Annotated in this window: 18 protein-coding genes and 9 pseudogenes; 15 read left to right on the forward strand and 12 right to left on the reverse strand. The window is 61.3% G+C overall.

Annotated elements, in window-relative coordinates:
* Positions 1–158 precede the first annotated feature (158 nt).
* Together WDN46_25580 and WDN46_25585 are read right to left on the reverse strand one after the other, a co-directional pair.
* Entirely contained in the window at positions 159–707 is a 549-nt protein-coding gene (locus WDN46_25580; protein MEJ0096651.1) for a GNAT family N-acetyltransferase, read from the reverse strand.
* A 240-nt stretch (positions 708–947) separates the two neighbouring features.
* The gene (locus tag WDN46_25585) at positions 948–1103 is read right to left on the reverse strand and encodes a hypothetical protein (GenBank protein ID MEJ0096652.1); all 156 of its coding nucleotides are present in this window, start codon (positions 1101–1103) and stop codon (positions 948–950) included.
* 377 nt (positions 1104–1480) lie between these two features.
* Here WDN46_25585 and WDN46_25590 point away from each other — a divergent pair, with 377 nt between their 5' ends.
* Together WDN46_25590 and ppk2 are read left to right on the forward strand one after the other, a co-directional pair.
* The gene (locus WDN46_25590) at positions 1481–1957 is read left to right on the forward strand and encodes a hypothetical protein (protein ID MEJ0096653.1); all 477 of its coding nucleotides are present in this window, start codon (positions 1481–1483) and stop codon (positions 1955–1957) included.
* 11 nt (positions 1958–1968) lie between these two features.
* Positions 1969–2781, forward strand: coding sequence for a polyphosphate kinase 2 (ppk2, locus tag WDN46_25595; GenBank protein MEJ0096654.1), 813 nt, complete (start codon positions 1969–1971; stop codon positions 2779–2781).
* 343 nt (positions 2782–3124) lie between these two features.
* Here ppk2 and WDN46_25600 read toward each other — a convergent pair whose 3' ends face one another.
* Positions 3125–3256 (reverse strand): hypothetical protein, encoded by a 132-nt coding sequence (locus tag WDN46_25600; protein ID MEJ0096655.1) that lies wholly within the window; start codon positions 3254–3256, stop codon positions 3125–3127.
* Between the two features lie 206 nt (positions 3257–3462).
* On the opposite strand from WDN46_25600, the gene ydiK reads away from it, so the two are divergent.
* Positions 3463–4542, forward strand: coding sequence for an AI-2E family transporter YdiK (gene ydiK, locus WDN46_25605; GenBank protein ID MEJ0096656.1), 1080 nt, complete (start codon positions 3463–3465; stop codon positions 4540–4542).
* A 35-nt stretch (positions 4543–4577) separates the two neighbouring features.
* On the opposite strand, the gene WDN46_25610 is transcribed toward ydiK, so the two are convergent.
* Entirely contained in the window at positions 4578–4736 is a 159-nt protein-coding gene (locus WDN46_25610) for a hypothetical protein (protein ID MEJ0096657.1), read from the reverse strand.
* Between WDN46_25610 and WDN46_25615 the strand changes: the two genes are divergently transcribed.
* Positions 4672–4860: a hypothetical protein gene (locus tag WDN46_25615; GenBank protein MEJ0096658.1), complete on the forward strand. Its 189-nt coding sequence runs from the start codon at positions 4672–4674 to the stop codon at positions 4858–4860. The two genes, WDN46_25610 and WDN46_25615, sit on opposite strands and share 65 nt — an antisense overlap.
* Positions 4861–4874: 14 nt before the next feature.
* Positions 4875–5936 (forward strand): calcium/proton exchanger, encoded by a 1062-nt coding sequence (cax, locus tag WDN46_25620; GenBank protein MEJ0096659.1) that lies wholly within the window; start codon positions 4875–4877, stop codon positions 5934–5936.
* A gap of 137 nt (positions 5937–6073) precedes the next feature.
* Here cax and WDN46_25625 read toward each other — a convergent pair whose 3' ends face one another.
* Both WDN46_25625 and WDN46_25630 read right to left on the reverse strand, forming a co-directional pair.
* Complete coding sequence (locus WDN46_25625) at positions 6074–6484, reverse strand: hypothetical protein (GenBank protein MEJ0096660.1); 411 nt, start codon at positions 6482–6484, stop codon at positions 6074–6076.
* Positions 6485–6745: 261 nt separating this feature from the next.
* A pseudogene (locus tag WDN46_25630) lies at positions 6746–7066 on the reverse strand (transposase).
* A gap of 743 nt (positions 7067–7809) precedes the next feature.
* On the opposite strand from WDN46_25630, the pseudogene WDN46_25635 reads away from it, so the two are divergent.
* The 8 genes and pseudogenes from WDN46_25635 to WDN46_25670 all read left to right on the forward strand — a co-directional run bounded on the left by WDN46_25635 (position 7810) and on the right by WDN46_25670 (position 13624).
* Positions 7810–9902 (forward strand): annotated as a pseudogene (locus WDN46_25635) (DUF3141 domain-containing protein).
* Between the two features lie 5 nt (positions 9903–9907).
* Positions 9908–10865 (forward strand): annotated as a pseudogene (locus tag WDN46_25640) (phosphate acetyltransferase).
* Between the two features lie 7 nt (positions 10866–10872).
* The gene (gene fabI / locus WDN46_25645) at positions 10873–11652 is read left to right on the forward strand and encodes an enoyl-ACP reductase FabI (protein ID MEJ0096661.1); all 780 of its coding nucleotides are present in this window, start codon (positions 10873–10875) and stop codon (positions 11650–11652) included.
* Between the two features lie 105 nt (positions 11653–11757).
* Positions 11758–12030 (forward strand): annotated as a pseudogene (locus WDN46_25650) (acetate kinase).
* Between the two features lie 61 nt (positions 12031–12091).
* Positions 12092–12799 (forward strand): annotated as a pseudogene (locus WDN46_25655) (hypothetical protein).
* On the forward strand, positions 12739–12873 hold the full coding sequence (locus WDN46_25660) for a hypothetical protein (protein ID MEJ0096662.1): 135 nt from the start codon (positions 12739–12741) through the stop codon (positions 12871–12873). The pseudogene WDN46_25655 and the gene WDN46_25660 overlap by 61 nt, the downstream one beginning before the upstream one ends.
* Positions 12874–13223: 350 nt before the next feature.
* Positions 13224–13415: a hypothetical protein gene (locus WDN46_25665; GenBank protein MEJ0096663.1), complete on the forward strand. Its 192-nt coding sequence runs from the start codon at positions 13224–13226 to the stop codon at positions 13413–13415.
* 38 nt (positions 13416–13453) lie between these two features.
* Positions 13454–13624, forward strand: a pseudogene (locus WDN46_25670) (IS5/IS1182 family transposase).
* Positions 13625–13849: 225 nt separating this feature from the next.
* Here WDN46_25670 and WDN46_25675 read toward each other — a convergent pair.
* From WDN46_25675 to WDN46_25690, 4 genes and pseudogenes are all read right to left on the reverse strand, one after another.
* Complete coding sequence (locus WDN46_25675) at positions 13850–14050, reverse strand: hypothetical protein (protein ID MEJ0096664.1); 201 nt, start codon at positions 14048–14050, stop codon at positions 13850–13852.
* 405 nt (positions 14051–14455) lie between these two features.
* Positions 14456–14785, reverse strand: a pseudogene (locus WDN46_25680) (transposase domain-containing protein).
* A 323-nt stretch (positions 14786–15108) separates the two neighbouring features.
* Positions 15109–15282 (reverse strand): annotated as a pseudogene (locus tag WDN46_25685) (hypothetical protein).
* 66 nt (positions 15283–15348) lie between these two features.
* A pseudogene (locus tag WDN46_25690) lies at positions 15349–15705 on the reverse strand (IS21 family transposase).
* 358 nt (positions 15706–16063) lie between these two features.
* Between WDN46_25690 and WDN46_25695 the strand changes: the two are divergent.
* Positions 16064–16264: a hypothetical protein gene (locus WDN46_25695; GenBank protein MEJ0096665.1), complete on the forward strand. Its 201-nt coding sequence runs from the start codon at positions 16064–16066 to the stop codon at positions 16262–16264.
* Between the two features lie 275 nt (positions 16265–16539).
* On the opposite strand, the gene WDN46_25700 is transcribed toward WDN46_25695, so the two are convergent.
* Together WDN46_25700 and WDN46_25705 are read right to left on the reverse strand one after the other, a co-directional pair.
* Positions 16540–17700 carry a patatin-like phospholipase family protein gene (locus WDN46_25700; protein ID MEJ0096666.1) on the reverse strand — a complete coding sequence of 387 codons (1161 nt, stop codon included), beginning with the start codon at positions 17698–17700 and terminating at the stop codon, positions 16540–16542.
* Positions 17697–19910, reverse strand: coding sequence for a ThiF family adenylyltransferase (locus WDN46_25705; protein MEJ0096667.1), 2214 nt, complete (start codon positions 19908–19910; stop codon positions 17697–17699). Before WDN46_25705 ends, WDN46_25700 begins: the two co-directional genes overlap by 4 nt.
* Here WDN46_25705 and WDN46_25710 point away from each other — a divergent pair.
* Entirely contained in the window at positions 19818–21968 is a 2151-nt protein-coding gene (locus tag WDN46_25710; GenBank protein ID MEJ0096668.1) for a helicase-related protein, read from the forward strand. The two genes, WDN46_25705 and WDN46_25710, sit on opposite strands and share 93 nt — an antisense overlap.
* Positions 21969–22112 lie beyond the last annotated feature (144 nt).

The raw sequence follows: 22112 nt of genomic DNA on the forward strand, positions 1-22112 counted from the left end.
CCAAGAGGAATCCGCAGGCCGCCACCGGCCACGCTGGAAGCGACACCGTAGTAGGGCTGCTAACGGGATGGCGACCCGCCGACTGCGCGGTGGACGTGGCGGTAGCTGAGAGCTGCTGGAGCCGATAAGGGCGAACGCGCTTGATCTGTTCGAGGGCGTCATCGCCGGAGCTCTCCCGCTCCTTCGGGGCTCGCCAGCTCGAGCGTAACGTGTACAACCCCGGTTTCGCGACGCGTCGTCATAGCAAGGCCGCAGCGCTCGAACAGCTTCAGCATTGGGCCGTTGTCCGGCAACACTTCGGCGACAAACTCTCTGATCCCCGCTTCCCGTGCGATCGATACGAGGTGGCGCATCAAGCGCGTAGCGATCCCCCGATTCTGGTGAGGGTCGTCCACCGCAAACGCGATTTCGGCGTGGCCCGGTTCCGAGACGATGTATCGCCCACCGCCTGCGATCACCTGCCGCTCGCCGTCCTCAAGCAACGCTGCCAGCGCTACGTGACCCACGAAATCGACGTCGAGGTAAAATTCGATCTCGCGCTCGCTGAAGCCGCGCTTCGGCGCAAAAAACCGGCGATAGCGCGACTCATCGCTTGTGCGCTCGAATGCAGCGAGAAGCGCCGCGCGATCAGTCGGCCGGAGTGCGCGAATTTGCAGCGACCGCCCGTCACGCAGGTGTTCGATGGCAACGTAATCTCCGGCCTTCACAGGCCGCCTCTGGCGCGCGCCGATCCGGCAGATTGAGGGTAGAAGTTGGGAAGCCAGAGCTTCATTGGCAAGCTCCCTTGGAGTGCGCACCCCCCCCTTAGATATAGTCTCACGCAGCTTCCCGCATCAACGGATTTGAGGAGATTGATGCGCAACACAGCTGGTGAGAGGGTGAGAATAGGCGATCGGCTGACCGAGAAGTGCTTCCTATGGTGAACAAACCCGCTCAGTTCCGGCTTCTCACCGGTAGCGAATACGACCCGCGCCGCTATTGACTCCCTGCTTGACGCTGGGGAGCGCACCATTTTCACCTTGGATGTTCTGCGCGAGCGCGGCAACCAGTCCGACAACCCGCCAGTGTTGGTCTTCGAATATGAAACGATCATTGACGGTCACGAGCTCGCGAACCCCGCAAATTACGCGCTAGCGCATCGCGCCGCCGCCTGGCTATCCGACCACCGACCGGCGGAAGCGGCCTCGGGGAGCGTCGGAGCACAAACGCCAAACTCGAGCGTGCGTTGCCGAGAAACTTACGGAGTTTGATCCGTCAGCATAATTCCCGACTCGGTGTAAGCTATGATCAGGGGTGCCGCTCTCGTGAAGAGGAAGACCGCAAGAAGAAGCGATTGTCTAACGGACTGAAACTCCGAGGTAGCCCATTATCGCGGCGCTGACGATAGACGTGTTAAGCGATATCGAAACGGGCCTGTTGATGCCGACCGTGCGCGAGATTAGAATTTAAACGTTCGTCTTTCTCTATCGGGAGATTGATCATGAGCGAGAAAGAAACGTCACCGTCGCCGCACAGTTGGGGCGATGAGGCTTTCATGTCGGTGGCCGACCTCAAGGCCTATGTCGTGGCGGTGGAGTCGGCCAAGGCCTCGCAGTCCTATGTAGCGCTGGAGGGTGCCGAGAAGGCCAAGAAAGACCTGATCGCAAAGCTGTCGCAGCCGATCGATATGACGCCTGTAAGAATCCACGCGTTCATGAATCGCGTGCGGCTCGCTGCCGAGCGCGGCGAAGGCGAGATGCTGATTGTCCGATTTCCGTCCGAGCTTTGCACCGATCACGGCCGCGCGATCAACAATTCCGAAGAAGGGTGGCCCGACACGCTGGTCGGCGCGCCGCGGCAAGTGCACGACGTGTGGAAAGAGCAGCTTCATCCCTTGGGTTATCGCCTGAAGGCCCTGATCGTCGAATGGCCCAATGGTTTTCCCGGGGACGTCGGCATGTTTCTCGCCTGGGAGTGAGGCAGCCGCTAATGATGGAAAGTGACCAAGACGCCAGCGGAAGCTGCGGAGAAAAGCTGAAGCGCAAGGACTATGAGCGTGAGCTGGCGAAGCTTTGCGTCGAGATGGTCAAGCTTCAGGAATGGGTCAAGCGTGAAGGGAAAAAAATCTGCATCGTGTTTGAGGGCCGTGACGGCGCCGGAAAGGGCGGCGTAATCAAAGCAATGACCGAACGCGTCAGCCCTCGCACGTTTAGAGTCGTGGCTTTGCCGGCGCCCACAGAACGCGAAAAGTCCCAGATGTATATCCAGCGGTACATCCACCATCTGCCGGCCGCGTCGGAAGTCGTGATCTTCGATCGCAGTTGGTACAATCGGGCGGGCGTCGAGCGGGTCATGGGATTTACGCCGAAGGAGCAAATCGATCAGTTCCTACCCCTGACGCCCGGCGTCGAGAAGGCGATAGTGCAGTCGGGGATCATCCTCCTGAAATATTGGCTCGAGGTAAGCGAAAAGGAACAGACGCGGCGTCTCGAGGCGCGGATCGAGGATGAGAGGAAAATCTGGAAGCTGTCTGACATGGATGTGAAGTCCTATAGCCGCTGGTATGATTATTCGAGAGCGCGCGATGACATGTTCATTGCGACCGACACGCCTTGGGCGCCATGGTTCGTCGCTCACTCGGACGATAAGAGGCGCACGCGCCTCAACGTCATCAAGGACATGCTCGGCCGCATTCCTTATGAGGAGGTTCCGCAAAAGAAAATCAAACTGCCGGAGCGTCAGCGTCCAGAAGGCTACAAGGAGCCGAATTATCCAATTAAGTGGGTCAGGGAAGCGTTCTAAGCGCCAGTGCTTTTAGTGACGGCGGCCACGTTCTAGCACTACTTTGGTTGATGGGCGGATTGTTTAGGTTTTTTGCGATGCTTTGCGTTTGAGGTGGAGCACGGGTTATGGAGACGCGCGCCAAATCCAAGACACCGCGGCACGAACTGCGAATTTTGATTGCCGGAATCTGAATGGCGAACCCCGGTATGAGTCTCCGGGAGATGCATCCCAGCTCGAAGCCACGGGCGAGATAACGCCCGGCGAGGGCGCCGGCGGTCGACGTCCCCCGTCAAGCAACAGTTCCTTGATTAATAGCAGGCCGGGTAGGGATAATATCCGCACCTGGGGTAAACCCCCACGCCTACGCCACGGCGCACATAGCCGCCCCTATAGACGCCTCCATGGTATGCACCTCTGCGATGGACGCCTCCATGGTAAGCGCCTCCACGATGAACGCCGCCTCCGCGATATCCACCTCGATAAGCCAAGGCATCAGTCGAGACGCACGCGATGCCAAGGATGACAGCTGCAGCGATCGAAATGACGGTTCGATACGACATGGCATTTCCTCCCTTTGATTATTGTCGAGACCATACTACCGCCCGGCCGTGTGGGGCGGGTAAGTGGCGATAAATTTTCTCTGGACAGATGGCGCAGTTATAATTGGAGTGACTGACTGCGAAATGATAGTCCTCATGAATGGCCCGCGAGGGAGATGTGACGGAGCTTCAGCGCGACCTGCCCCGTATCACACTGGGCGTGCTTCTGATCGTCGGGATGATCGCGGCATCATTCTGGATCCTCCGGCCATTCCTTCCAGCGGCCATCTGGGCGACGATGATCGTGGTGTCGACCTGGCCTTTGCTGCTCTGGGTTCAGGCGCGACTTTGGAACAAGCGGGCATTGGCGGTCATCGTCATGAGCTTCGCTCTCCTGATGGTTTTTGTGATGCCTCTGGGGCTTGCCGTCACCGCGATCGTCGAAAATGCGGAACGCTTCGCGAATTGGTTGCAATCCATCGCTTCGTTCACGCTTCCGCCTCCCCCTGCGTGGCTGGAGCGGATACCTATCTTCGGTTCGCCGGCGGCGCGGCTGTGGACGCATGAAGGAGCCACCGGGTTTGAAGGTCTGTCCGCCAAAGTCCAGCCTTATGCCGGAATCGTGACCCGCTGGTTCTTGGGGCAAATCGGCGGCCTTGGGGTCACTTTCGTGCAGTTCCTCCTGACGGTCGTCTTTGCCGCGATCATGTATGCGGCGGGCGAGAGCGGGGCGGCAGGCATCATTCGCTTCGGTCGTCGCCTGGCGGGCGAGCAGGGCGAAGCTTCGGTGCGCCTGGCCGGCCAGGCGATTCGGGGTGTGGCCATGGGGGTGGTGCTTACGGCAATCGCGCAATCCGGCCTCGGCGGCCTGGGGCTCGCCATCTGCGGCGTGCCGTTCGCCGTCATTCTGACCGCCGTGATGTTCATCCTCTGCATAGCGCAGATGGGGCCAGGGCTCGTGCTAGCCGCCGCCGTGATCTGGACCTACTGGAGCGGCGACAAGGTCGGGGGCACCGTCTTGCTGGCGTGGTCCCTGATTGTGGCGACATTCGACAACTTCATGCGCCCGATGCTGATCAAGCGCGGAGCAGACCTGCCGCTGCTGCTGATATTCGTTGGCGTCGTCGGCGGCCTGCTCGCCTTCGGGCTGATCGGCCTCTTCGTCGGGCCGGTCCTGCTGGCGGTTGCCTATACCCTGCTTCAAGCATGGGTGGCGGAGGAATATCCCTCGGCCGGTTGAACCCGGCGCGGTATGGTTGGGGACAAAGTCGAGCATCAGCCGCAGCCCGCGTGATTGCGGCTCGCGGCCGAGCCGGTCACAAGGGTCGACGTCACGGCGGCCGACGCCTTGGCGGATCTAAACACGACGCTGCAATCGTCTCGGATCGAGCTTTGCTTCGCGAAATTGAAGGACCCGGTGAACGATAAGCTCAAGCGCTTCGAACTGTTGGCGAGATCGGCCAGAAGAATTTCTTCCCCACCATCGACGAAGCCGTCGGCGCTTATCTCGACTTCTGCGATGTCGATTGGGGGGACCGCGACCCGCCGGGTCGGGTGAGCTGAGGGACTGCCATGAGCTGGCTTTTGATTTTCATTCCCGTCACGCTGGGCCTCGAATTTTTCGCGCCGGATCGTCACATCCTTATTTTCATCGCGTCCTGCCTGGCGATCCTGCCCCTCGCCGCCTGGATGGGCGAGGCGACGGAGCAAGTCGCCTCGCGGCTCGGTGAGGGCGTCGGCGGGCTGCTCAACGCGACCTTCGGCAATGCGGCGGAGCTGATCATCGCCCTCGCCGCCCTGCGCGCGGGGCTTTCCGACGTCGTCAAGGCTTCGCTCGCCGGCTCGATCATCGGCAATATCCTGCTGGTTCTCGGGGCGGCCATGTTCGCCGGAGGGCTGCGCTACCCGGAACAGCACTACAATCCCGCCGGCGCGCGGTCGCAGGCGACCTTACTGACGCTGGCGGCGATAGCGCTGGTCATTCCCGCCGCCTTCCGAATCGCCGCCGGAACCACGTCCGAGGGTCTCGGCCGCCTCAGCGTCGCCATTTCCGTCGTTCTCATCCTGCTTTACGCGGCCTATCTTGCTTTCGCTCTGGTGACCCATCCCGGTCTGTTTGCCGGCGCGCACGGGCAGGAGGAGGAAGCCGCACCGGTTTCGGTCCGACGCGCCCTCGCGGTTCTGGCGGCGGCGACCGTCGGGGTGGCCTGGATGAGCGAGATTATGGTGGGGGCCATCGAGCCGACGGCGCATGAATCCGGTCTCAGCAAGGCTTTCGTCGGCGTCTTTCTGGTGGCCGTCGTCGGCAATGCGGCCGAACACGCCGCCGCCATCCAAGCCGCTCTGCGGAACCGCATGGACCTTTCCCTGTCCATCGCCATCGGTTCGAGCGTCCAGGTCGCGCTCTTCGTCGCGCCGATTCTGGTCCTCGCAAGCCAGTTTTTTGGCCCGGCCCCGATGGATTTGGCCTTTCCGGGCGCGCTGGTCCTGATCATCCTGCTCTCGACGCTCATCACCGGCCAGGTCGCGGGCGACGGGCGCTCCCACTGGTTGCGCGGCGCGCAATTGCTGACGGTCTATCTCGTCCTGGCGATCAGTTTCTTCTTCCTGCCAGGCACCTCGGCCTCGCGCTGAAACCGGCCGCAAGCCCTCCGGCGCCGCGCCCCTCGTCCTCAACCGATCGAGGTGGCGGCCGCCTTGCCCGGACCGGACCAATCCGAGACGGGTTCGAATTGCGCGGAATACTTCTCGAGCGGTCGCCACCTCGCCGCCTAGCTCGGTCTCGTCCCCAGGCGGCGCTCGACCGGAGGGAAGGCAGCCTCGGCGAGATCAGCAAGCTGGGCGACGGTTATCTGCGGAAACTGCTGATTCATGGCGCGTGGGCGGTAGTTTACCGCGCCCGCAGGAAATAAACTCCAGGCGCCTGGATCGCCGGCGCGCTCATGCGGCGTCTCTTCAACGTCACGGCGGTGGCGCTGGCCAACGGCGCGCATCGCCTGGGCAATCCTCGTCGGTGGCGAAACATACCGCGCAAGCCGGAAGATCTGACCTGCGCCGGGCTTCGGAATGCGAGGGCGTTTCAACGTATGATGGCAATCCGGTCGGACGGGATCGACGAAGCCGCTGGTTCTATCGGGGCTCCAACCTCGCGGAATATCCGGGCGTCGATCTGCGGATCTCATCAAGGCCGGAAGGCGTTGCAAGCGCGCCCGGCGCGACCATCGGCACGGCGACAACCGTCGCCGAGCACGCGAGCGCGAGCCCAGACACAAGACTTCCCGTCAAAAGCACTGTTTGTGTCGATCTCATAACGTTCGTCTCCCTTTTAGGAGCAAGCCCCCCAACTCGACCCGCTTGCCTTGGTTCCGTATTTCTATGCCTAAGCTGGGGCCTCTCCAGAAGATCAAACCCGCTGACCAATTTCGCATGGCTAGTACTCGGTATCATGGGTTAACGAAATATGGTTTGAGGCGCTTCCGGTGGACTTCGGATCTGATCAGACGAGGGCTTGGCGGTTTCATAGTCGTTGATGAAGGCGTCGATATGGGCCTTGAGTAGCGGGCGAGAATCGAAAACCAGATTTCGACGTGGTTCAGCCAGGACGTGTGGGTTGGCGCGTAGTGGAAGCGCACATTCTTGTGACGGGCCAGCCACATGTCCCGCTTCGGCTTATGAGTGGAGAGATTGTCGCGGATCACATGGATCTCCTTGTCTCGATTAGCGTCGGTGACCTCGTTCATGAAAGCGCGGAAATCAACCCGGCGGCAGGCCGTGCCGATGCCGGCTTCGAGCGTGCCAAGTTGTGACATCCTCGCCCCGCGCTCAGATCTGGCCGTGGAAGGTGCTGACGATCACGTCCATCTGCTGCTCGCGCGTCAGGCGGACGAAGTGGCCCCGGAAATTATTGCGCAACTTTCGTGAAGACGCGCTTGCTCCATGAGCCGGGCTTCCTGTAGAATCCCCGGCGGCAACGCGCGAGGATTTGTGCAATAGAGACTGGCGAAGCCACATTGAAGCTTCAGCCAGAGGCGGTCGAAACCACGCCAGCGACGTGGCCGTGCGACGGGACGATGGTCAAGTTAATTATCTGAAGCGTGTAGGGAATGCCCTTGGTTTCGCCAAGGCATCGAGCAGGAACGAGCCGTTGCCCTGCGAAATGTGTGGGGTGTCTTGCGGTCCGCACCAGTAGTGACTATCCGAATCTACGCGGCCGACTGGCTCGCAGATTCATGCTCCTTGTCGGGGGATCGAAATGCAAACATGGTAAGAGCGCCACGGTCCCGTTTGCTGCATTGATTTCGCTGTGTGACTGCAGTTGCGACGCGCCGGAACCGCGCAACTCCGGCAGCATCGCTTGAAGAAATGGCGTAGCCGCACTGTCATCATTCCGATCGACACGTCCACTTATCAATGGGGACTTTCGATGTCGCAATCTTCACTCGCAGGCAATTTCGTTTTCGACTACTGGCGTGATGCCTTAGAGCGCTCGATTCTGTTCCTCGACGTCATGCGCCAGCGCGGCAATAACTATCAAGAGCAGAGCAAGCGGACCGCGCCGCATGTTCTTAGCTTTGAGCCTGAGATCATCATCGATGGGCGCACGCTGCCGCGGCCGGTGAATTACGTTCTGGCGCGAATCATCCCGCCGGCGAGCGTCCAAATCGATGCGCACAAGCGCCCCTTCATCGTTTTTGATCCACGCGCCGGACACGGGCCGGGCATCGGCGGCATGAAGCATGACAGCGAGATCGGCGTCGCGATCCGGGCAGGTCATCCCTGCTATTTCGTCGGATTCCTGCCGGAACCAATGCCAGGTCAGACTATTGAAGATGTTTGCCGCATGGAGGCGCATTTCGTCCGCGTCGTAAGCGAGCGGCATGCGGAGGGAGACGGCAAGCCCGCATTGATCGGCAATTGCCAGGCGGGCTGGCAGGTCATGATGATGGCGGCGATGGCCCCGGATTTGCCCGGACCAATAGTGCTCGCGGGCGCACCACTGTGCTATTGGGCGGGCGTGCGCGGCAAAAACCCGATGCGCTATCTGGGCGGCATGCTTGGCGGCGGCTGGCTGACATCATTCGCCGGCGACATCGGCAACGGAATTTTTGACGGCGCGGCGCTGGTTGCAAATTTCGAGTCGAACAACCCCGCAAACACGTTATGGAAGAAGCCCTATAACGTCTATGCCAAGGTCGATACCGAAGCCGAGCGGTTTCTTGACTTCGAGAAGTGGTGGGGAACTCCCGTTCTCCTGAATGCCGAGGAGATACAGTTCATCGTCGAGGAATTGTTCGTCGGCAACCGGCTCACCGCAGGCAAGATCCGAAACAGCGATGGCGGACGTATAGACCTTCGCGAAATTCGGTCACCGATCATCGTCTTCTGCTCGTTCGGCGATGACATCACGCCGCCACAACAGGCGCTCGATTGGATCCTCGACCTCTACGACAGCGTGGACGAGATCATCGCGAACGGTCAGACGATCATCTATTCGCTGCACCAAAGCATCGGGCATCTAGGCATTTTTGTCTCGGCAAGGTGGCCAGTAGGGAGCACGAGGAATTTGCTCTCAACATGAATCTGATCGACGCGATGCCACCCGGTCTTTACGAAGTTCTTCTCACGGACCTAGATGAGTCTATTGCGCATCCGGAACTGATCACCGGCAGATACGTGGCCAAACTCGAGTCCCGTACACTCGACGATATTCGCGCTCTCGGGCACAACGGCGCGGCCGATCAGCGCCGGTTCGAAACCGTCGCGCGCGTCTCGGAAATCAATCATGGGCTTTACCGCACCTTGCTCAGTCCCATCGTCAAGGCGATGACGACGCCCGCCTCTGCCGAATTCATGCGGGAGATGCATCCGAACCGCGTCCGATTCCGCGCCTTCTCCGATCGGAACCCGCTCATGCCGCCGATCGCCCAGCTTGCGGCAAAGGTGCGCTCCGACCGGCATCCGGTCGGCGACGACAATCCGCTTGTCGCCTTCGAGAAGATGACCTCGTCATGGATCGTCACGAATCTCGAGAGCTTCGCCAAAATGCGCGAAATGATGACCGAAGCAATGTTCCTCGGCGCTTATGGATCGCCATTGCTTCAAGCGGCCGTTGGCCTCAAGCCAGATCACTCCGACGCGGACCGTCCGACGGAGCATGATCTCGCTCGCACCGAAATGCGCGCCGACCTCGAAGAGGGCATGGAGCGAGGCGGCTTCCTGGAGGCTGGCCTTCGCGCGCTTCTTTACGTGATGCGAGGAGGAGGCGCCGACGAACGCCAATTCAATGCGCTGGAGATCATACGCAACAACGCTCCCAGGAATGAACGCGTGTCACTTTCGCAACTCAAGTCAATCCTGCGCCAGCAGGCTGTGCTGCTGCGGGCGGATGAGTCCCGCGCCATGGCGGCTATTCCAGCAATGCTGCCCGATGATCCGGGACGATGCAAGAAAGTGATCGACGCGATCACTGAAGTCGCCGCTGCAAAAGGAAAGCTCGATCCTGAAGCTGCGCGGCGGCTCGACGAAGTGAGAAATCTGTTCGGCGCCGGAAATGCAGAAACGCAGGAGTCGCCGCGACCAATCCTGGTCAAGAGCAAGTGAATGACATGAAGCCCGTTTCAAGAGTCGAAGGCCGAGAGAAATATCAACGTCTCATCGAAGCCGCCGCCTCAGCTGGCGCCGTCACGACCGCGGTGGCGCATCCATGCGACGCGGCGTCGCTTGAAGGAGCGGTCGAGGCAGCGCGGCTGAATCTTATCGTCCCCGATTCTCGTCGGCCCGGCTGCGCGGATCCGCGACGTTGCAGCGAAAAATGGGATCGAAATTCCGAGCCTGCGGATCGTCGATGCGCTCCATAGTCACGATTCCGCGGAGAAGGCGGTAGAACTGGTCCGAAAGGGTGAAGCGGAAGCTCTGATGAAGGGCAGCCTCCACACCGACGAAGTAATGGGCGCGGTTGTGGCGCGCGACAGCGGCATTCGAACGGCGCGGCGCATCAGCCATTGCTTTATCATGGACGTGCCCGGACATTCCGACCCGCTGATTATCACTGACGCAGCAGTCAATATCGCCCCGACGCTCGAGGAAAAGGTCGATATCGTCCAAAACGCCATCGACCTCGCTCATGCCTTGAAGGCTCCCGAGGTGCGGGTGGCGATTCTCTCGGCGATGGAGACGGTCAATCCCAAAGTGCCCTCGACGATCGATGCGGCGGCGCTGTGCAAGATGGCGGATCGCGGTCAGATTACCGGCGCGGTGTTAGACGGCCCTCTCGCACTCGACAACGCAATTAGCGAGGCGGCGGCCGCCGTCAAACAGATCGTGTCGCCGGTGGCGGGCCGCGCCAATGTGCTGGTCGTGCCCGACCTCGAGTCGGGAAATATGCTCGCCAAGAGTCTGTCCTTTCTCGCCGGCGCTGACAGCGCCGGCATCGTGCTTGGGGCCAGGGTTCCGATCATCCTGACGAGCCGCGCTGACTCGCTGGTCGCCCGGCTCGCGTCATGCGCGGTCGCCGCCCTCGTCGCCGCTGCGCGACGCAAAGACCTCGCAGCGGCGGTTCGATGAGGTGACCATGGAAACGCAGATCAGGCGTGTGCTTATGGGGCAGAAGGCCCTTGTCGTCGGGATCGCCAATGACCAGTCAATCGCCTATGGCTGCGCCAAGGCGTTTCGCATGGCGGGCGCGGATCTCGCCATCACCTGGCTCAACGAGAAGGCGCGACCGCATGTGGAGCCGCTAGCGGCCGAGCTCGAAGCCCAGATCATGGCGCCGCTCGACGTCTCCAATTCGACGGACCTCGAGGCGTTGTTCGAGACAATCGAAAGGGCCTGGGGGCGGCTCGACGTTCTCGTTCATTCAATCGCCTTCGCTCCAAAGGACGATTTGCAAGGCGGACTTCTCAATTGCTCGGCCGCAGGCTTTGCAAAGGCGATGGACGTTTCCTGCCATTCCTTCGTGCGGATGGCGAAGCTCGCTGCGCCGCTGATGACGAATGGCGGCGCGATGTTCGCGATGAGTTACAACGGCGCGAACAAAGTCGTGCCCAACTACAATGTGATGGGGCCCGTGAAGGCCGCGCTCGAGGCGGCATGCCGCTATCTCGCTTATGAACTCGGACCGAGCGACATTCGTGTCCACGCCATCTCGCCGGGCCCCCTGAAGACCCGAGCCGCTTCGGGTATCAAGGATTTCGAAATGCTGCTCAACGAGGCGGCGAGCAAGGCGCCGCTCGGCGAACTGGTCGACATCATGGATGTCGGCTGGACTTGCGCCTACCTGGCGACGCCCTTTGCACACCGGCTCACGGGCGGCACAGTCTATGTCGACGGCGGCGCCAACATCGTTGCCTGATCGACCGACGCGCCCTAGGCAATTTCCAGAGAGATAGACATGTCGAGTATCGCCGTCCTCAACGCCGGGTCCTCCAGCATCAAACTAGCTGTGTATGACTACTCGATGCGCCCCGCTCTCCTGCTGCGTGGACAAATCGAAGGACTAGGAATGAAACCGCGAGCACGCCTTTTCGACGCACATGGCAAAATGCTCTCTGAAGAGTCGTTCTCCGATAGCAATTTCGATCACGATCAAGCGACGCGGGCGCTGGTTCGCATTGGCAGCCAGTGGCTCGAAGGACGAAGCATTTCGGCTGTCGGGCACCGAGTCGTCCACGGCGGGCCCGATTATACTGCGCCATTGCTCGTGAGCGAAGCGGTCGTCGAAAAGCTTGAGAGTTTCATCCCGCTCGCACCATTGCACCAGCCGCATAATCTCGCACCGATTAGGACGCTCCTTGCCCCTTCGTCCGGAGCTGCCGCAGGTCGCCTGCTTCGACACAGCCTTTCACGGCAGCCAGCCACCGATTGCGCAAGCCTTTGCGATTCCCAGACGCTATTCGCAGGACGGGGTCCGGCGCTACGGTTTTTCACGGAATTTCGTATGAACACATCACGTCGCGCCTCCGCGGAAGTCGCGCCCCGAGATTGCGCGGCGCCGCCTCGTCATCGCGCATCTAGGCAACGGCGCGAGCCTTTGCGCCGTTCATGAAGCGCTGAGCGTCGCGAGCACTATGGGCTTCACGGCTGTCGACGGCCTCATGATGGGCACTCGTTGCGGTTCCCTCGATCCCGGCGTCTGATCTATCTGATGGACCGCTACGGGCTCGACGCACGCGGGCCTCGAGGATCTGATGTACCGAAAGTCCGGCCTGCTTGGCGTGTCCGGCCTGTCGTCGGATATGCGCGCATTGCGTGCCTCGAAGGAATCGACCGCACGAGAGGCTATCGCGCTATTCGTATATCGGATCGTACGGGAGATCGGCTCACTCGCGGCGGCACTCGCCGGGATCGACGCGATCGTTTTCACTGGCGGCATTGGCGAGAACGATGCCGCGACGCGCGGTCGGAAGTCTCCATCGGCTGCGCCTGGCTCGGGCTCGAGATCGACGAAGAGCGAAATGCAGCGGGAGAACTCGAAATCAGCTCAGCCTCGTCACGTGTGAAAGTACTGATCGTCCCGACCAATGAAGAACTGAAGATTGCGCAATCTACTTGGCGCGTCACGTCAGCGGCATAATTCGTTCTCTGAAAATGGCATTGTCATATGTGGACGCCCCCGTTTGGCAACGGTTTTCATGAGCGTTTGTGCAATACGGCCGGGTGCAGTCATATGTCCGGCCTTTGTGCGCGGCTCCCATGGCCGCTGGCCCTGATGAACGAGCTTCGCGCTCGGACAACGCCTCGGGTTCGATTGCGCGGTGGGCTCGAACTCGCGAGGCAGATCTTCAGGCATGCGGCCAGACAGGACCGGTTCGCCATCTGTCGCCGGCACTCCGGCGGATCCAAGATCACAGCCTCGCCGTCCAGCACAGCCGATCGCACCTTGTAACTGTCGCCGACGCTGCCGACCGAGGGCTCGACGCCCGCTTGGCGAGGCGTTCCGTGTATTTGATCGAGACGTATTGCTACGCCGCGGACGCCCTTCTGTTTGTCAAGCAGCTATGCGAGGATTGGTTGATCTCCTTCTGGCGTCACATGGAGCCGATCGGAAACATTCCGCCGGCCGAAGCCGAAGTGCGCTACAATGCGCTACTCGAGGGGCCCGCTATCGCGGCATGACTCAAACAAAATGGCCTCCGGCAAACCCGGGCGGTTCAGGGCGTCTTGTGCCGGACTTCAAGGCCATCGCAGACTTCCGCCGGGACAACGGCCCCGGAATTCGGGCGACGTGTCGGCAGTTCGGCGCTTTGTGTCGGCAGCTCGACTTCTTCGCAGAGGCGACTGTGGCGATCGATGGCAGCCGGTTCAAAGCCGTGAACACGCGCGACAAGATCCGCGAATTGTCGCAGTCGGGATCGGGAAAACACGTAGGCGACGAACCAGGCGTGAGGTAACAAACTGGATCTTAGAAGACCTCGATCAAGCGAGATCGTGACTAACCTGAGACCCTTTTCTCCGGCGGTTTAGGGGGTCACTTTGTAAGTTTTGAAATGATTGCTCGCATTGCATGTTCCTCGTCAATTCTTCCCGCTTTTTCCGCTGAGGGACGATTACTACCGGCAAGGGCTCGACACCGCCCTGATGTCTTCGAATGAGAGGTGCTCAGCCCTTGCCTTCATCAACTCAAGCAAATTCGGAATTTCGCCAGGCGGCAGCGTGCCGTCTGGCCTCACTTTCTTGAGATACGCTTCGAACTCGTCTTCCGAGAGAGCCTTTTGCAAACGAAGTTTCCGCAGCAATGTCTCAGCGTGCATCTTCGGCTCCGATTCGCGACAACAACTCGCCACGAGTTTCGCGGCGCGAAGCGATATTGTCACCCGACGACAAGCTCGCCAAAGTCAATTATGCCCAGCCCCTCGGTTTTCTTCCGTCCCGCGCGCCGACTTCACTTTTGATCCGGAAGGGGACCGCGGCGTGGGGGAATGCGGTGCGGCAGGCGCAGGAGGTTCGACCAGACAATTTTTTTGGTGGCGAGATGGTGGCGACGTGGACTGAAAACAGCAAAGCCGCCCCTAAGGGCGGCTTCATGAAAGTACTGCGTATTCATATAGTTGGTTTGGTTGCGGGGACAGGAAGCCACCTATACCGAACTCGATTCTCCGCCCTCTCACGAAAACAGGGGTTCGATTCCCCTGGGGAGCGCCACTGAAATCACTCACTTATGATGAAAAACGCGCCAATATGGCCTTTCGTACGGAAAATATACGGAAAACGCCGCCGCCGAACGGCTTCGATTTTTCGCGAACGCGGGGCGAACTCCACCGCAAGAGTTCGTCGAGCCTGGACGCCGGATGATCGTTGATTCGGCGCAGCACATCGGCGAGCCAGGCTTCGGGATCAATATCGTTAAGCTTGCCGGTCTCGACGAGCGAGGAGATCGCTGCAGCCCGTTCACCGCCGCGATCCGAGCCGCAGAAGGTCCAATTCCGACGCCCGACCGCGACACAGCGCAGCGCCTTTTCGGCGGCATTGTTGGTCAAACAGCGCCGCTAGCGCTCAACGCAGTTTGCCAGCACCGACTATCTTCGCTGCAGCCAGGCATTTTTGCTGATCTTGGAAATCAAGGGTCGAGATGGCCGTGCTGCTTCCCGAGGAGCCTGCTCCCGCCACAAGAGCGATTATAATAAGTGTCCACATGGCAGTTCTCTCCCGGATTATCCGTACAGCTGCGCACCGCCGCGCCGCCCTCCCCAGAATCGCCGAGTGTAACGCTATCAAGACTCTTAGCGGTGTCGATTTCCGCCGAGAATTGACCCAGGATTTCCATTGAGAACTGACCCGGCTTGATGATGATTTGTGGGTCAGGCGTTCGTCAAGTTTCGCGGTTTCTCCTTGGTGGATTTAGCGGGCCTCGCCGAGCTGTTTTTGAAGCGGAAGCTATCATTTCCGGTTTCGAGGATGTGGCAGCGATGGGTGAGGCGGGTCGAGCAGCGCCGTCGTCATCTTGGGATCGCCGAACACGGTCGCCCATTCGCCGAAGCTTAGGTTCGTCGTGATGATGACGCTGGTTCGCTCGTAGAGCTTGCTCAAGAGATGGAAGAGCACGAAGACGCCCGCGGCCCGCGGTCTTTTGCTCTCGCTGTCGGGCGTCCTTCCAATCGCGCGCGAAAGCCGCCACGCGATTGTATGAGCCGTCATAGCCCAGCGCCGCCAGATCGGCGTGCAACTGCTTGATCGTGCGCTTCTGCTTGCGCGACTTCCCTGCCTCCTGTCGCAGCATATGCGACAGCTTGTCGGCGTAGGGGTCCAGCCCGCTCGGCCGGTCAGGAAGATGAAACTTGGGCTCGATGCTGTCAGAGCGCAGGTACTTGCGCACCGTGTTCCGCGACAGACCTGTGCGCCGCGATATCTCTTGGATCGAAAAATGGTCTCGATAATGCCAGCGCCGGATGACGCTCAATAACTCCATGTCGATCACTCCATCGCCCCCCGGCCAGGCCAAAGGGGTAAGGTTCGAACATGGGTCAGTTCTCGGCGGAAAAACCCGCGCTGCCTGGGTCAGTTCTCAGTGGAAATCAACAAATAGAGGCAAAATTAGCCTCCGAAGCTGATTTTCGCTTGATTTTGTGCCCTGTTACAACCCGCAGAAATCCGCCATTGCCTGAAGCGATCCTTCCCGGTCTGTGGCGAGTTTGTGGCGAGTCCTTAGCCCGACGCAACCCTATTCCAGGCTGCCGCGCCCACGGCCGAACAGGATCTCGCGCACCGAGCGCGAACATCCTTTAGGAGAGCGCCCTCGTGACTACATCCTCCCTTTCCATAGGATCGTGAAGCATGATGGCGCGGCGGAAATGGGCGATGGCGCTGCTGTAACCGTTTCCTGCCAGCCAGTTCAGAGCGGCCTGTGTTTCCGGGCAGGGTCGCAGGTCCTGCTCGACGGCCGCCGCGCAGATGCGCAGCGCTTCCTTCTCGTACGTGCGGTCGCGGGCGCCATCCGCCCAGACGCCAAAATCTGCGACTTTGTCTGATTTGCTATCTTAGAACATTTATAGAACATAGCTTGGCATTGGTCAGGGGGCCAAGGAGGACGTATTCCTATGGGCGCGTCCCATGGGACCAGGCTCTAGGCGGAGCCCCGAGCCGCGGGGCGTCTCGGCCCCGGACTGACGATCCTTCGCGCAGAATAGAGAGGGCTTGGGAGCCCACCACCAAAGCAGGCCCTGGCTTCGGCTGTTTCCGCCATCGCCCCTCAGCTGGTGAGGGCGACGGACGGCTCCAGACGAAGCAGGCATTTCGCCGGTTGCTACGGCAGGAATCCGAAACTGGCCGCGGGCTCGTTCTGCGCGAGACCGCGTGCACGAAGCGCAGAATCTGCGCCGGCATAGCCGGCCTTGAGCAGCAGACGCTGCTCGTCTTGAGAGAATGGGTTCAGGCGGGTTCTCAGCGAAGCGGCCGCCACCGCTTCGTCAGCGGAGAACGGCAAGGCATCTGGCAGGGCATATAGCAGCGAGGCCGTTTCGATGCTCCAATAGGCAACCCGACGGTCCCCCCGGTTGGCCATCCCAAACAGGATGCGCCGCCTTGAATGCTCGGCCTGCTGCTGGATCAGCGCAAGGGTGCGGAACATCTGGCCGATCCAGCGTCCTGTCGGGCGGCCCACTTCAGGAATGGTGCGGCCGGCGTTGCTGACGAGAATGGTCCGGCAGCGCTTCCACACACGTTCAAGACCGAGATTGTCGTAAACACCGCCATCGGCGAGAACCGCCGTGGTGATAAAGGGCGGCCGGTGCAGGTCGGCTCCGGCCGTACGTTGCACGGCCTCGCCGGAGAGGTCTATGCGCACCGGCGACAGGATGGGCGGAAACGCCGACGACGCTGCCACAACGCGCGTCAGGGGAATAGTCGGCCTATCGATCAGGCCCACGCGGTAATCGGCGGCGTAACTCTTGGCGAACCGCCAGCCGCTGCCGGTCTGGAGGTTGGTCGCCATGAAGGTAAAACGCGGGGCATCCGTGATGTCCTGCAGGCAGGCGCCATCAAAAAGGTGGCGATCGTAAGCGCGGACAAGGCCGTCAGCGGCACTGCAGCCTGGCAAGAGGCCGTAGAGGACGGCCCGGATGTCGATGCCCTTTCCGGCGAACCCAAGCAGTGGCGCAACGAAAAGCTCGTCAAGATTGGCCGCGCGGCCGCCCTCGTCAAAGCGCAGTTGTTGCCACCGCAGGGCCAGAAGGCCCGCGGTGATCGAACCGCCGGAGACGCTCGCGACCTCGGCCAGGCGGGGCGGGAAGCCAAGCTCGTTCATGCGGATGATCGCGCCGACATGATAGATCATGGCGCGGTAGCCGCCGCCTGAAAGGCAAAGGCCTATCGTGTCGTCGAGCTTGCGGGCCTGCAGGAAATCGCCCTCCGCAGCGTTTGCCGCAAAGAGGCTCTGAACGTCTTGCGCCGCGGCGTGATCATTCATGCGGGATCTCCCGCGGGCGCGCTGATGCCTCGTCCCGCAAGCAGCACGCTGAGCTGTCCGCCGTCGCCCGCAATCGCCATCAAGGCCGGTACGCCCTCGCTCTCCAACTCCTCGGTGAGCCAGCACAGCTGATTGATGTCGGTAACGCTGGGCCGGGTTGATGAACCGCGCGGGTGGGAATGCCATTCCCCGACATAGCGAACCTGATGCAGGGAGCGCGTCGTGGCTTGCGCGACCGCGGCGGCAAGCCCTGCGACACCGCGCTCGAAGGCGGTGACGCTGCCAGAGCTGTCCTGCGGCGACGGCAACGCCGAGACCATGTGAACGGAGCGGCGGCTTGTGTCGGTGATGCCGAGCAGCACGCCGCCGGTTTCATGCGGCAGGCGTTCTGCACGCAATCCCGCGATCTGTCTGCCGAGCCCGTCATCATAAGTGACGGTCCAGTTGCCAAGCGTGATGTTCTGCACCGGCAGCGGCGTCAGTTCCGCGAGGCTGACCGTCCGGTTGTCCGCGAGGGTCCAGATGCGTACGCCGGCATCATCTGAGGCGAGCGCATCGATGCTTGCCTGCGAGGCAATTGCGCTCATCAAGGCGGCGCGCGCGGCCGGAATGCGGTTGGTCGCGGCCCGGCAGGAGCCGCTATAGCGCACGCCGGCTTCTGCCTGGAGGTGATGCGCCAGCTGCGAATCGGCCTGAACGAGTCGGTGATATTGCGCTTCGAGATCGCGCAAGGTGATCGACGGATCAGCCCCCTCGGCAAGCAGCACCACCGCTGTTCCGGCTGGATTGAAAAACACGGACAGACGGCGCGCCCCGGGGCGCGGCAGGTCGGCAATATGCCGCGATACGGCGACGGAGGCCGATGCGTCGATGATGATCTCGGCAGCACTGACTGCCGCCTCCATACCCTCCTTCAAATCCGCTGGCGGATGGAGAATGTTCGCCTGGTACAAGGTGACCGGCTCATCAAGCAAGGCATGGAGGCGGTGTGCTAGACCGACGACCTTGGGCCTGCCGACATCGATCGGATAGAGGGCATGGCGGGCAAGGTTATGCGGCATCAGGCTGTCGGGATCGATGATTGTCCACCGGAACCGGCCTTCGCGGGCGAGGTTGACCGCGAGCTGCGATCCCAGCGATCCCGCGCCGACCTGCACGCAGCGGCGCGTGTCGGGCCGTGCTTGCCCGCCAATGGCCGCGCCGAGAGCGCGGTCAAATCCCAGATGGACGTCGGCGGGTGAGATCGCGAGGGCGGGCACATCCGCCCCGGCCCCCACGCCGACCATCCGCACATAGCCGCGGCCTGATCCCACATTGCTGTCGTTGGGCGCAAGCACGCCGAGGCCGACACCGACATCACCGGCGCAATCATGGGTGATAAAAGCGCGCAGGTCTTCGGCCTGACGGCCATCATCGCCCGCGACGGGGAAGGCGACAACGAGAGCGATACGTGCCTGCAGGCGGCGGACGGCTGTGGCATCAAGGCCCGCCCAGGCGATGACCCGCGCGCGGAGTTCGGCGTTCAGGTCTATGCCGCAGCCCTGCAGCTGCTGCCCGAGCTTGTCGAGGGTCTGTGGAGCGAACTGCAGGCGCTGCATGCCCTGCGGGGCGGCGCGCAACGGGATGACCACGAACTGCGGATCGGGGCTGGTACGGCCCTGCTGGACAAATTCGGTGACAATGATCGTTTCGTGTTCACTGCGGAGATGGCCGACCAGCTCGGGTGGCTGGTCAGCAGGCCTCAGGGCCGCGGCCGGCAGGATGATGGTTGCCGGCCTGCGGAAGAAAAGCGGCTCCAGCGGCTGCGCCGTATCGTGAAGTTCGCCGCGGGACGCCTTGGCGAGCCAGAGCTGAATACGGCGGATAAAGTCAGCGGGTGTGAAGGTAAGTCGCGCTTCCGCCCAAGGCCGGTCGTCAATGCAAAGGGCACGCGGCATGTCGTCCGGCGCCCAGTTCTGGTGCATCGTGTCAGGGAAATCTTCCCGCAAGGTGAGAACGGACGGCTGCGCGTCACTCGCCCCAAAGATGACGGCCACCGGCTCCACGCTGCGGATCGGGGCGGCCAGGTCTTGCGGCCGTTCCACTTCAATGTCGAGCTGGAGCGCGGCCAAAGCCCCGTGCCGCACAACGGCAAAGAAGAAGACTTCCAGCTGTTCATGGCGCTGCTTGACGGCGATCGGTTCGAGGGGCGTTTTCGCGATGGCGTCCACTATGCCGACACAGCTGGCATGATGCGGCGCCTCACGAAAGAGGAGCTGTTGCGGTTTGACGGTCGGCCACTCTTTCCCGAACGCCGAGCCTACACCGTCAAATACGAACTCTCTCTCAAGGAAGCTGCCCTTTATAGCGCGGTCACAGAGTACGTTCGGACAGAGATGAACCACGTGCTGCGGTTTGCCGATGGCGACAACAAGAAGCGTAACAATGTCGGCTTCGCTCTGCAGATTTTGCAGCGACGGCTGGCATCGTCACCGGCGGCTATCTACCAGTCGCTCAAGCGCCGGCGGGAGAGGCTGGAGAATGAGCTTGCCGAGGCGCGGCTTGCGGCCCGAGGCCGCCCGGGCGGCACAATCGCGGAGACCGGAGTTAGCAACGAAGTCCTGCGCAACATCGAAGAGTACGGTCAGGAAGAGGTCGATGAGCTGGAAGATATTATCTCTACCGGCGCCACGACGGCGGAGACAATCGACCAGCTGGCGATCGAAGTCGAAACGCTGAAGGGTCTGGAGCAGATGGCTCTCGGTGTCCTTCGTTCAGGCGAAGACACGAAGTGGACGCAGCTCAATCGCATTCTCGACGACGACCTGATGGTCGACAGTCACGACAATCGTCGCAAACTCATCATCTTTACCGAACCCAAGGACACGTTGCACTACCTCGTCGACAAGGTCAGATCCCGCCTTGGCAATCCTGAAGCTGTTGATGTCATCCACGGCGGTGTGACGCGCGAAGAGCGCCGGAAGGTGATCGAACGATTCATGCAAGACCGCGACATGCTGGTCCTGATTGCCAACGATGCCGCCGGTGAAGGCGTGAACCTCCAGCGCGGGCACCTGATGGTCAACTACGACCTGCCCTGGAACCCGAACAAGATCGAGCAGCGCTTCGGTCGTATCCACCGTATCGGCCAGACCGAGGTCTGCCACCTCTGGAACATCGTCGCCGCAGACACCCGCGAGGGCGAGGTTTATGCCCGGCTGCTGGAGAAGCTGGAAGCGGCCCGCGAGGCGCTGGGAGGGCGCGTCTATGACGTTCTTGGCGAGCTGTTCGAGGGAGTCGCCCTCAAGGACCTGCTCTTCCAGGCGATTCAGTACGGTGAGCAAGAGGACGTCCGCGCGCGGTTATTCCGTCAGGTTGACGGGGCCGTGGACCAGCAGCACCTGCTGGAGCTGTTGAAGCGGCGCGCCCTCACTAACGACACTATGCCGGAAGCCAAGGTGCAGGAACTCCGCCTGGAGATGGAAAGGGCAGAGGCTCAACGCCTGCAGCCGCATCATGTCCAGAGCTTCTTCGTCGAAGCATTCCAGCATCTCGGCGGGCGGCTGAAAAAGCGGGAGGAAGGGCGGTGGGAGATTACCCATGTGCCTGTCCGTATCCGAGAGCGGGATCGCCAGATGGGAAGTGGCGCGCCCATCCAGAAGAAGTATGAGCGCATCTGCTTCGAGAAGAGCGCCATCAACCAGCAGCCCGTCGCCACGTTCGTGTGCCCGGGCCATCCGCTCCTCGAAGCGGTCATCAGCATCATCCGCGAGGACTACGACCAGCTCATGAAACAAGGCGCGGTCCTTGTCGATGAAACAGACATGGGGACGGACCTCGCGGCGATCTTCCTGCTTGAGCATAGCGTTCAGGACGGGCGCCTCACCAGCACGGGCAAGCCGCACATCATCTCGCAGAAGCTGCAGTTCGCAGCCGTCGACAAGCAGGGGCGCACGACAAACGCCGGTATCGCGCCTCATCTCAATCTCCGTCCGGCGACACCGGAAGAGATAGCGCTGGTCAAGGATTGCCTCGACGAGCCCTGGCTCACTGCAGACCTGGAAAGGACTGCCGTGCAGTTCGCAACCGTTGAGCTTGCCCAAGGCCACGTTGCCGGGGTCAAGGCGCGGCGCATTCCGGAGATCGACAAGGTCGAACAGGAAGTGAAGGCGCGGCTCAAGAAGGAAATCAACTACTGGGATAGCCGCTCTTTTGAACTGAAAGAGGAAGAGAAGGCCGGCAAGAAGACGCGGCTGAACTGGCAGAACGCCGAGCGGCGAGCTGTTTGACCAGCTGTATACGAGCTGGGGCTCGCTCGAAAAATTCCAGCGGACCCGTGGCGTATTGCGACTCATGGCTCAGGTCATCCACGAGCTATGGATGGGCAATGACCCCTCGGTCATGATTATGCCCGGTAGCGTGGCCATCAGCTC

Origin of the sequence: Methylocella sp. (genome assembly GCA_037200525.1) — a bacterium.
Lineage (GTDB): Bacteria > Pseudomonadota > Alphaproteobacteria > Rhizobiales > Beijerinckiaceae > Methylocapsa.